Source organism: Synechococcus sp. R60.1, assembly GCF_047461835.1.
Lineage (GTDB): Bacteria > Cyanobacteriota > Cyanobacteriia > Thermostichales > Thermostichaceae > Thermostichus.
This window is the reverse complement of the sequence record NZ_JANSIA010000102.1, coordinates 1-10,088: the sequence shown is the minus strand read 5'-3', so window position 1 is coordinate 10,088 and position 10,088 is coordinate 1. Positions and strand designations below refer to the sequence as shown.

The window sequence follows — 10,088 nt, the reverse complement described above, 5'->3', positions numbered from 1 at the left end:
AAGGCTGCCATCGCCGGAGTACCTGTGGTGCTGGTTCCGCCTGCCTACACGTCGCAGACCTGCCACCGGTGTTTGCATATCCATCCCGACCCTGCGCAATCCTACCGCAATGGGAAGCAGTTTAAGTGTGGGCACTGTGGATGGGAAGGGGATGCGGACTGGAATGGAGCCAACATGATTGCTAAACTTGGGGCTGCCGTAAACCAGCCTAGAGGTCCGTGGTTGGCTTGCCAACTGCAGGGCTACCGTTCGCGCCAGCGGGCCGGAGGCCTTAAGCCCGCCCTGTACTGCGAAGTAGTCAGGGTCGGGTAGTTTACACCCATGGGGAGCCAGCTCCCGGCTAGCCCTTGCAGAGCCGATACACGGGCAAAGTGAAATGAAAGCTGCTGCCTTTGCCCAAGGAAGACTCCACCCAAATCTGGCCGTAGTGAGCGCGCACGATCCGTCGGCAGAGGGAAAGGCCGATGCCATAGCCCTCCTGCTGTTGATCCCGAGACAGACGGACAGAATCGGAGAAGATGCTCTCTTGGTCGGCTTCCGGGATCCCAGGGCCAGTATCGCTGACGGTCACCTGCACCTTTTGGCTGGTGCGATGGAGGACATCGAGGCGGATGGATCCCCCGGCGGGGGTGTACTTGATGGCGTTGTCCAGCAGGTTGAACAGAACTTGGCGGATCTTGTCGGGATCCACGTGAACAGAGGGCAGATCCACGGGAATATCCGCTTGAAACTGCAGCCGCTTGCCTTGAATGCGCGGCCATAGCTCCTCGATCACCGCCTGACACAAGCCGGGCAACTGGGTTTCTACGGCTCGAATCCTCAGCTCCGAGGCAGCGCCACGGGCCGACTCCAGGATATCGGTGATCATGCTGTCCATCTTGCGCAGTTGCTGGCGGGCATGGTCGAACAACTGCCGTTCCAGCGCTTTGTCCAGGGATCCCTCCCGCCCCTGCTGCAGGGTTTCGACCGCCAGAGCCGTGGCCGTCAGGGGACTGCGCAAATCATGCACCAGCATGGCCAGAACGCGATCTTTGAAGTCCAACTGCTCCCGCAATTGGGCCCGCTCCTGCCGCAGCAAAAACACCTCTTCCGACATTTGCAACAGCGCCTCGGTGGTCGGAGGGGAGGCGGGATCCCGTCCTGCCCCCTCTTGTTCGCGGAAGCGGACCGTAGGTCCATGGGAAGCCATTCGCGTTACTCGGCCGGAGGCCAAAGCCGCCTGGCCTTGCCAACGGGGCCACCACACTTCCAACTGCGTCGCCAAGTCTTCGCCTGCCAAAACCTGAGCAGGCAAGGGTTCAGCCTTGACCAGAGCCGGGGTCACCACCAGCTTGTAATGCTCCGCCAGGTAGGGGTGCTCCTCCAGCGGCACCACTTCCAGTTGGGCAGGGTATTGGCCGGGCAACCCCTGGATGTGCTGGCGCAGATGTTCCTCAAGTTCGGCAACGACAGCTCGACTCTTGGCAAACAACAGCAGGCGAATGACAGAACGAGCGGAGGTGAGGTCTGGCGAAGTCTGCATAGGCCAAAGTCCAGTCGCGTTAGCGATGCGTAGCATTAAAGCCAAAGGTTGGCGTTTCAGCAGCCGGGATTGCCGTGCGCTCGTTCGCGGAAGCGGACCGTAGGTCCAACCGTAGGAGCCATTGCTGCTTGTTCCTTCCTAACACCTAATCTTGGGAAAAGCTTAAGAAGCGACATGGAGTGTAACAAGAAAGACCTTTCAGGGTGTGGCTTTCCCGCCCTAGGAACAACTGCAAGAGGGTATAGCCAGGACACTCTCGCGGAACTCAGTGAAAACTTAGTGAAACAGGTAGGCCAGCCCCACCAGCAGGGCCACCAACCCCACCGCTGTCAGGGTGAAGTGAAGCAGGGAAGTCTTGCCTTTGCGCACCATGTTGCGCATGGCCAGGCGGGTGTAACTCAGCTGGGGGGGGGATCCCGCCCCAACCGAAGGAGAATCTGCAGAAGAAGGCTGCGCCATCAGGATAACCAGAGCGATAATTTACCCTACCTTCAGGCTAGCTTAATCTGCTCCTCCGGATAGAGGTGTTTCCCAAGCTTCGACCTTCCCGCTGAAGAAGGGCCATAGCTGTCGCGCGGGGATCTTCCGGTGCCAAAATAACGACAGCATCCCCCTCTTTTGCCCCCCATGTTGCAAGTTCAGCATCTTTCCTACCATCCGGCAGGCGTTTCCCAGCCCATTCTCAACGATCTTTCCTTTGAGTTGGGCCTGAACCAGTTGGGGCTGATCGTGGGCAAAAGTGGGGCGGGCAAGAGCACCCTGCTGGAGATTTTGGCTGGCTTGGCGCGGCCCACCCAAGGACGGATTACCTGGGGAGGGGCAGAACTTTCCCCCAACCGCTTGCGCAGCATGGCGGGGTTGGTGTTTCAGTTTCCAGAGCGCCACTTTTGCGGCTTGACGGTGCTGGAGGAAATGCGCTTTGGTTATCCAGAGCTACAGAGAAAAGAGATCGAAAACGCCCTCAGACAGGTGGGATTGGAAGGGATCCCTCTACATACCTCCCCAAACCGCCTCAGCGGCGGGCAACAGCGGCGCTTGGCCCTGGCCGTCCAGTTGATCCGTGGCCCGTTTTTGCTGTTGCTGGATGAGCCGACGGCAGGATTGGATTGGTCGGTGCGACGGCAGTTGATCGAGCTGTTGGCTCGGCTAAAGTCCACCTGGACGGTGTTGGTGGTTTCCCACGACCCGGAGGAGCTGTCCTCCATTGCCGATGTGCGGTGGACATTGCAGGCGGGATCCCTGAGGCCGGTGGCGGCGGAGGCTTTGCTTCAGAGGTAGCGGCGGGGATCGACCGGTTGGCCGTTGACGCGCACTTCAAAGTGAACATGGGGTCCGGTGGAGAGGCCGGTGGAGCCGGAAGCAGCAATTGCTTGCCCCCGCTGTACCTGCTGGCCTACCCCAACGGCAACGCGGCTGTTGTGGGCGTACAGGGTGGTGATGCCGCCGCCGTGATTCACAATCACCGTGTAGCCATAGCCGCCGTACCAGCCGGCGTAGATGACGGTGCCCCGGTCGGAGGCTCTCACCGCAGTGCCGGTGGGCACACCAAAATCGATCCCCGCATGAAAGCGGCGACTGCGGTAGATGGGGTGAACCCGCCAGCCAAAGCCACTGGTGATCGGCCCGCGCACCGGAGCGATGAATCGGCCCGTCCCTTGAACGGGATCCCTGCCCCCCTGCTGTTGGGCCTGCTGGGCGATCAGTTGCTGGATGAGGAGAGTCAACTGTTGGGAATCGGCTTCCAGCCGCCGTTGGGCTGCTTCATAGGCCGCGCGTTCGTTGGCCAAGCGGCTCAACAGTTGCTCTTGGGCGGCAGCCTGCTGCTGCAGTTGATTCTTCTGGGCGGCCAGCTCCTGCAAAATCAAAGAGATCTCGTTGCGCTGCATCTCCAGGGCAATGCGCTGTTGATCCACCTCCTTGGCCATTGCTTGCAGCTCTTGGATCAACTGCCGATCCGCCTCGATCAACAGTTGCAGTTGGTGGCGGCGGTCGAAAAACTCGTTCAAGTCACGGCTGGTGAGCAGCAAAGCCCACCAATGTTCGGCCCCCTGTCGCTGCATGTAGCGCAAACGGGCAGCCGTGCCCTGTTGCTGCCGTCTCAGGCGGTCTTCCAGCTCCTGTAGCTCCTTTTGAGCTTGCTCCAGGGCTTTCTGGGCTTGTTCCAGACGATACTGATTGTCGCGAAGGCTGGATTCGGTCTGTCGAATGTTTTGCTGCAGGGATCCCATGCGGCGGCGGGCTTCTTCTTCTGCTTGGCGCAGTTCTCCCAAGCGGCGCTGAGTGCTCTGGATTTGTTGCTGGATCTGCTGCTGCCGCTGTTGCAATTGGTTGACATTCTGCGCCTGAGACGGGGCAACCCCCCCCAGTCCCCCCAACAGCAAGAGGGTGAGCAATCCGAGCGCTATCCACCCTTTTAGCCTGTGTGCCCCACGACTGAGACTCGTCACTCCTCACACCCTCTGCGACTGACCCATCGACCCTAAGGATACAAAGATCCCCACGGATCTGAATCGGGCCTGAGCTGGCTATTTAGGGCTACTCCGAACAGCAACAGAAGAGCCAGACAGTAGCGACTCCACCTCCGGATCCCACAGGCCTGACGGCATGCAACTCAAGCGGCAGCAACCTCAACGGACTAGAAAAACTAGAAAAACTAGGAAATGACGATAAACTGGCCGCTCACCTGCTGGCAAACCTCACGCTTAGAAGGCCAACCAAAAAGTTGCCTCATACAGACGGGATACCTTGCGGCACCTTTGGTTTGAGGAATCTTCCTCCTCTTCTCTGCTGAGTTCAGCACCGGTTAGGGAGACAACAAGGCCAGAGCAGGAACCAGCAACGCCGTGAAAAGCTGGGAAAAGCAAACACTCCGGCAAAGGCCACGAACGCGCAAACAGTTGCCCCTATAAAACACCGGCTTTGCTTGTTCCTGAGTCATCTGCTAGGCTTTCCCTTGAAAGAAAAGACGTTTAGGCTTTATGGTTTGTCATTATTTCATTGGCAGGCTGACTTTTTCGTTTTTGGATTGCAATTAAACTTAAGCTAAACCCAAGCAACTGCAAAACACTGAGCGGGTATTTTCCTACAGATGGCATTCGAGGATGCTGAGTGCAGTTTCAGAAAAGGGTCACAGCACCCCTGGTTACTCCATCTGTGGCAGCAGCCGCTGATCGCGGTGATCCGCCTCTGTGCCAGCCCAGCCCAGGCCCTAGAGGGATCCATGCTGGCCATCCGGGCCGGGATCCGCCACATTGAAATCACCACGCAAGTTCCCCAATACCTGGAGTTGATTGCCCAACTGCGGCAAGACCACCCGCAGTGTTGGATAGGGGTGGGCACTGTTCTCGATCGGCAGGTGGCGGAGCAGGCTTGGCAGGCAGGAGCCCAGTTTTGCGTTTGCCCCTTCACCGATGAGCAAGTTATCCGCTGGGGTCGGGAGGTGGGGCTGCCCATCGTGCCCGGTGCCCTCACCCCCGGCGAGATCTGGAGGGCGTGGCAGGCGGGGGCAACGGCAGTAAAGGTGTTTCCGGTGGAGAGCATGGGGGGATCCCGCTACCTGCGCCATCTACAATCGGTGCTGGGATCCCTGCCGTTGATCCCCACCGGGGGAGTCACCTTGGCCAAGGCAGCGGAATACCTGCAAGCAGGGGCCTGGGCAGTGGGCATTGCCGGGGATCTGTTCCCGACAGAGGATTTGGACTCAGGCTGCCATCTGTTGGAGAATCGACTGCGACAGGTGCTGCAGCAGCTTGCGGAGCAGAGAAACAAAACCTGGCCCAATCCGGGCAAACTAGTAGAATAGGGGGCGTGGTGTGAGTGAGGCCCGCATGGATGGATCTCTAGATCTCTATCTGCAATTCAACATCCCCAGCCCGGTTGAAGAAGCCACTTGGCGTCATTGGTTTGAGATCTGGCTGAAAGAGCTGGGAGTCCAGGAGCCATGCGAGCTCAGCCTTTGCCTCACTTCCGATGAGCACATCCGCCAGCTCAACCGCGAGTTTCGCCACCTCGACGAGCCTACCGACGTGCTGGCCTTCGCCGCACAGGAGATGCTTGCCCCCTTTGGGATCCAAGACATAACGGGGGTACGCCTGCTGGGGGATATTGTGATTTCGGTGCCCACCGCCCGCGCACAAGCCAAGGCGCAGGGGCATCGTCTTTCGCAAGAGTTGGCCTGGTTGGCCAGCCACGGGTTGCTCCATCTGCTGGGGTGGGATCACCCGGATGAACTGTCCCTACAGCGCATGTTGCAGCAACAGCGACAGTTGCTTGCCGCCATCCAACTGGATGGGGAGGTGGCCCATGGCCAACAGCCCTAGTCGGTTGCCGGAGCGTTCTCGCCTGGCGGTGTTCCGGCGGCGCGTCCATTCCAGAGACCCAGCGCAGCCATCTGAGGCGGATCGGGCAGCCAGTGCCGAGCCTTTGGGAAGGGATCCCTGGCGACGCCCCCCCTCTTGGCAAGTGGCTGACAACCTGGGCAAAAGTTTTTACTACGCGGGCAAGGGCTTGGTCTATGCCATCCGCACCCAGCGCAACTTGCGCATTCACATGGTGATGGCGGTGATGGCCTTTGGCCTTGGGCTGGGCCTGCAGCTGAGCGCCCTGGAAATGGCCGTGATTAGCCTAACCAGCGGTTTGGTGATGGCGCTGGAGCTGGTGAATACCGCTCTGGAAGCAGTGGTGGATCTCACCCTGGGCAGCAAGTACCATCTCCTGGCCGAGATCGCCAAAGATTGCGCGGCGGCAGCGGTGTTGATGGCGGCAGTGGCGTCCTTGATGGTGGCGGCTTGGCTATTTCTTCCGCCTTTGGTGTTGCTGCTGCAAGATGGCTTCCCGGCAGCAGGGTAGCTCCCCGACTGGAGAGGGAGTTTCCTATCCAGACGGCTGGGAGTGGATCACCACCCGTCCTCCCTGCCGGTCCAGGTTGAGCAGTTTGGCCTCCGCTTCAATATCCAACTGCGCCCAAGCGCTGACCATCGCGGATCCCACCCGTTCCCGATTCTCGGGAGCACAGAGGGCCAGAAGAGTGGGGCCGGCTCCGCTGATCACCACCCCATAGGCTCCGGCAGCCATGGCTGCAGCTTGAACCGTTTTGAACCCAGTGATCAGCTCCATACGCGCCGGCTGGTGCAGCCGATCCTGCAGAGCCACCTTCAGCCAGTCCACCCGCCCCGACTGCAAGCTGCGAATGAGCAGGCCCAGATGGCTGCTGGAAAAAACCGCATCCGCCAAGCTGACGGATTTGGGCAGGATCTCGCGGGCCGCTTGGGTGGAAAGCTTAAAGTTGGGCACTACGGCCAGGATGCCAATGCTCTCATGCCACTCCACGGGACAAAACACCCATTGCCCCTGCTGTCCCTGCACACAAAGCTGACAACTGCCCTGCAGGGCGGGCACCACATTGTCTGGATGGCCTTCTAGGGCAATGGCCAGTTGTAGGAGGGTTTCGGGAGCTAAGTTAAGCGCCCCAATGGCATTGGCCCCCAGCAAGCCGCCGACAATGGCGGTGGCAGAACTGCCCAACCCCCGCGCCAGGGGCACGTTGAGGGTAATTTCGATTTCTACCCCCGGCACAGGCTTACTCAGCAGCTCAAAGGCGCGGCAAAAAGCCCGGTACACCAGGTTGTCCTTGCTCTGGCTAATGTGGTCGCTGCCGCGGTAGTGGATGCTGAGGCCAGAAGGGATCTCGCGAAAATAGAAGTGATTGTAGAGCTCTAGGGCTGCACCGATGCAGTCGAACCCTGGCCCCAAGTTGGCGGTGGTGGCCGGGACGATGACCTCTACGCGTTCTTTGACCAAGGGGACAACTCCTCAGTGAACGGTGGGTAACTCAATGTCTGCGGGCTCCCATTATCCTACGAACGATGGCCAGACCTTGGATATTCTCGCCACCTCTGCTCGGTCTGCAGCTCGCCGAGGCAAACGCGCTGATCCAGCGGAGCTTTTGGACTATCCCGAAAGGTTTCTGACCATGATTGGTTCTTGTGACTTATTTGTGACTTATTGAGTATCGGGAATGTTGGGCCTGTTTCAACTCCAGCCTTTGCCATTGGCTGAACCCATCAGGGATCCTGAAAGAAGTGCGGGAGGGATCGGGGGGTGCAGGGGCTGTCTTGGTTGGTGTTGGGTTTGAGCTATGTCGGGTTGGGACTGGGATCCCTGCCTAGGTTGCGTATGAACCGGGCCACCATCGCCCTGGTGGGATCCGCCCTGTTGATTGGCTTGGGGACCTTGTCGCTACGGCAGGCTTGGGAAGCCATTGACCCGACCACGATTGTGTTTCTCCTGAGCATGATGGTGGTAAATGCCAGCTTGTCCTATGGGGGGGCTTTTCAGTTGGCTTTGCTGGGCTTGATTCGGGTGAGCCGCAGCCCCTTTGGCCTGTTGATCATGCTGGTGTTCGGCAGCGGGCTGCTCTCGGCTTTCCTGCTCAACGACACGCTGGCGCTGGTGTTTACTCCCCTGACTTTGCAGGTCACAACGGTGCTGGGGTTAAACCCGATTCCCTATCTGCTGGGCTTGGCGGCAGCCACCAACCTGGGATCCGTCGCCACCCTGAGCGGCAACCCGCAGAATATCCTGATCGGCTCCTTCTCTGGGATCGGCTATCTGGAGTTTGCTGCCCAGATGACCCCCATTGCCGTGGTAGGGCTGCTGCTGGAAGTGGGGTTGCTGTGGTTGTACTACCCTGAGGTGCGCTCGTTGAAACCCTTTGCCCAGGTGCCTTGGCTGCCGCTGCGGCTCTACCCGCCCCTGTTGCGCAAGAGCGTGGTGATTACGGGGGGGCTGTTTGTGGCCTTTGTAGCCGGACTTCCCTTGGCAGAATCGGCTTTGGTGGCGGCGGCCCTGTTGTTGATTACCCGTAGGCTGAAGCCAGAGCGATTTTTGGAGCAGGTGGACTGGAATCTGCTGGTGATGTTTTCCGGGCTATTTATCCTGACGCGGGCAACGCGAGAGCTGGTAACTGCTTGGGGGATGAGCTTGGGATCCTTGGCAGAGAGTCTGGCGGGATCCCCTCTTGCCCTGCTGAGCAGTGTGGCCGTTTTGTCCAACATCATCTCCAATGTGCCGGCGGTGCTGTTGCTGCAATCGTTCCTGCCCCGACAGGAGACCACCGCTTGGCTGTTGCTGGCTGCTGGCTCCACTTTGGCAGGCAATTTGACACTATTTGGGGCGGTGGCCAATTTGATCACAGTCGAGGCAGCGGCCAAAAAAGGCTACGTGCTCTCGTTTGGAGAACATCTGCGCTTTGGCCTGCCCCTCACTCTCCTAACCCTGGGGTTCAGTGGGTTGTGGCTGTACCAGCCTTTCCTGTCTTCTCCACTGCTCAGATGACCTCTGTCGAGGGATCCAGTGGGGCTGTGACTGGCTTGTCGGGATCCCTGTGTATGATGGGAAAAAGAGTTTAAGAAACGTAACGTGTCTTCTCCGCTATCGCAGGCAGTTATTTTGATCACAGGGGCAACAGGGGGTATCGGCAGCGTCCTGGTGCCCATGCTGGCTCAGGCCGGATCCCATCTGGTGTTGGCCGCTCGGCGAGAAGAGCCCCTGCGAGCTCTGGTGGAGAAATCAGCCTCTTTGGGGGCTGCCTCTGGATTGGGGATCCCCACTGATGTGACGGACTATGCCCAGGTAGAGGCACTGGTCAACCAAACGGTGCAAAAGCATGGGCGCATTGACGTGCTGATTAACCTGGCCGGGGCCGGGATCCTGAAGCCTGCTCCCCAGCTAACCCCCGCAGACCTGGAGCGAATGCTGGCGGTCAACCTGAAGGGCAGCTTCTACACCAGCCAACTGGCTGCCAACCCCATGCGGGAGCAAAAATCCGGCCACATCCTCAATTTTCCCGGCGTCCTTGGACGTTATCCCATGGCGATGGCCTCTGCTTACTGTGCGGCCAAGTTTGGGGTGGTCGGGTTTAGCAAGTGCATGGCCGATGAGCTGAAGCGCTTTGGGGTCAGATTTACGCTGTTTTACTTCGGGGGCATCGACTCACCCTTCTGGGATCCCATCAGCCTGAAGGTGCAACGAGACAAGATGCTCAGCCCTGCCACGGCTGCGGAAGCCATCTGCTTTGCCCTTACAGCGCCCGCTGGTGCTGTACCGAGCGAGATAGTGTTGCAGCCGGAAAGCCACCAATTCCTTTGACCAAGTGTTTTGCCGTCCTTTTGCTGGGGTTGAGGCGGCAGCAGCTTGTCTTTTGGTGAAACAAGCGCTCGAGTTTCTCTCTTGGGCTCCCCCCGTCTCAATCTTGCTCTCTGCAGCCCAAAGCGCCAGCGGGGATCCTCATTTCTCGACGGCAACGTTGGATCAGATCTCCCGACACCCCCACCAACCGTCCTAGCCATTCGTCCGGCACAGAAGCAAGCAACGCCGGCCCAAACTGCTGATGAAGATGCTGCCAGAGAAGGGTAGCCCGCCGCCGGCTGGGGTAAGCCTCTGTCAACTTTTGCAGGATCTCGGTGCTGCGAGCGCGACGACGATAGCCCCAGTAAACTACCCGGCTCCGACCGCTAAGCGGTACGGAGCGGGCTTTCAGTAGCCCTGAGCCTGCTCTGCTCTACCA

At 59.3% G+C, this 10,088-nt stretch carries 12 protein-coding genes; 7 read left to right on the top strand and 5 right to left on the bottom strand.

The features are described from left to right. Positions 1-312, top strand: a 312-nt coding sequence (locus tag NW834_RS12185; protein ID WP_414426325.1) for a zinc ribbon domain-containing protein, incomplete at its 5' end; no start/stop codon positions are given. Positions 313-340: 28 nt separating this feature from the next. Here the strand turns inward: NW834_RS12185 and NW834_RS12180 are convergent. Continuing rightward, a complete protein-coding gene (locus NW834_RS12180) occupies positions 341-1,522 on the bottom strand; it encodes a histidine kinase (RefSeq protein ID WP_414352124.1) in 1,182 nt (393 codons plus the stop codon). A 276-nt stretch (positions 1,523-1,798) separates the two neighbouring features. Continuing rightward, positions 1,799-1,981, bottom strand: a complete 183-nt coding sequence (locus NW834_RS12175; RefSeq protein ID WP_414352125.1) for a DUF3285 domain-containing protein — start codon at positions 1,979-1,981, stop codon at positions 1,799-1,801. A gap of 168 nt (positions 1,982-2,149) precedes the next feature. Here NW834_RS12175 and NW834_RS12170 point away from each other — a divergent pair, with 168 nt between their 5' ends. Further along, positions 2,150-2,800 carry an ABC transporter ATP-binding protein gene (locus NW834_RS12170; protein ID WP_414374439.1) on the top strand — a complete coding sequence of 217 codons (651 nt, stop codon included), beginning with the start codon at positions 2,150-2,152 and terminating at the stop codon, positions 2,798-2,800. Here NW834_RS12170 and NW834_RS12165 read toward each other — a convergent pair. Next, complete coding sequence (locus NW834_RS12165) at positions 2,791-3,915, bottom strand: murein hydrolase activator EnvC family protein (protein ID WP_414418755.1); 1,125 nt, start codon at positions 3,913-3,915, stop codon at positions 2,791-2,793. The genes NW834_RS12170 and NW834_RS12165 overlap by 10 nt on opposite strands. A gap of 695 nt (positions 3,916-4,610) precedes the next feature. On the opposite strand from NW834_RS12165, the gene eda reads away from it, so the two are divergent. From eda to NW834_RS12150, 3 genes are read left to right on the top strand one after another with little or no spacing between them, the layout of a single operon-like run. Next, positions 4,611-5,324 (top strand): bifunctional 4-hydroxy-2-oxoglutarate aldolase/2-dehydro-3-deoxy-phosphogluconate aldolase, encoded by a 714-nt coding sequence (gene eda / locus NW834_RS12160; protein ID WP_414418754.1) that lies wholly within the window; start codon positions 4,611-4,613, stop codon positions 5,322-5,324. A 25-nt stretch (positions 5,325-5,349) separates the two neighbouring features. Then, complete coding sequence (gene ybeY / locus NW834_RS12155) at positions 5,350-5,841, top strand: rRNA maturation RNase YbeY (protein WP_414329597.1); 492 nt, start codon at positions 5,350-5,352, stop codon at positions 5,839-5,841. After that, positions 5,825-6,370, top strand: a complete 546-nt coding sequence (locus tag NW834_RS12150) for a diacylglycerol kinase family protein (protein WP_414329599.1) — start codon at positions 5,825-5,827, stop codon at positions 6,368-6,370. The genes ybeY and NW834_RS12150 overlap by 17 nt, the downstream gene beginning before the upstream one ends. Positions 6,371-6,394: 24 nt before the next feature. On the opposite strand, the gene thrB is transcribed toward NW834_RS12150, so the two are convergent. Next, positions 6,395-7,321 carry a homoserine kinase gene (thrB, locus tag NW834_RS12145; RefSeq protein WP_011433497.1) on the bottom strand — a complete coding sequence of 309 codons (927 nt, stop codon included), beginning with the start codon at positions 7,319-7,321 and terminating at the stop codon, positions 6,395-6,397. A gap of 300 nt (positions 7,322-7,621) precedes the next feature. Between thrB and NW834_RS12140 the strand changes: the two genes are divergently transcribed. Both NW834_RS12140 and NW834_RS12135 read left to right on the top strand, forming a co-directional pair. Continuing rightward, entirely contained in the window at positions 7,622-8,857 is a 1,236-nt protein-coding gene (locus NW834_RS12140; RefSeq protein WP_414418753.1) for an anion transporter, read from the top strand. Positions 8,858-8,941: 84 nt separating this feature from the next. Beyond that, the gene (locus NW834_RS12135; protein WP_011433499.1) at positions 8,942-9,670 is read left to right on the top strand and encodes an SDR family oxidoreductase; all 729 of its coding nucleotides are present in this window, start codon (positions 8,942-8,944) and stop codon (positions 9,668-9,670) included. Between the two features lie 97 nt (positions 9,671-9,767). Here NW834_RS12135 and NW834_RS12130 read toward each other — a convergent pair whose 3' ends face one another. Further along, positions 9,768-9,968, bottom strand: a complete 201-nt coding sequence (locus NW834_RS12130; protein WP_414426324.1) for a hypothetical protein — start codon at positions 9,966-9,968, stop codon at positions 9,768-9,770. Positions 9,969-10,088: the final 120 nt, after the last annotated feature.

Coding starts and splice junctions, on each gene's coding strand:
- ybeY (WP_414329597.1), top strand. CDS start 5,350: ATGGATGGATCTCTAGATCTCTATCTGCAATTCAACATCCCCAGCCCG.
- eda (WP_414418754.1), top strand. CDS start 4,611: ATGGCATTCGAGGATGCTGAGTGCAGTTTCAGAAAAGGGTCACAGCAC.
- NW834_RS12170 (WP_414374439.1), top strand. CDS start 2,150: ATGTTGCAAGTTCAGCATCTTTCCTACCATCCGGCAGGCGTTTCCCAG.
- NW834_RS12175 (WP_414352125.1), bottom strand. CDS start 1,981: ATGGCGCAGCCTTCTTCTGCAGATTCTCCTTCGGTTGGGGCGGGATCC.
- NW834_RS12180 (WP_414352124.1), bottom strand. CDS start 1,522: ATGCAGACTTCGCCAGACCTCACCTCCGCTCGTTCTGTCATTCGCCTG.
- NW834_RS12150 (WP_414329599.1), top strand. CDS start 5,825: ATGGCCAACAGCCCTAGTCGGTTGCCGGAGCGTTCTCGCCTGGCGGTG.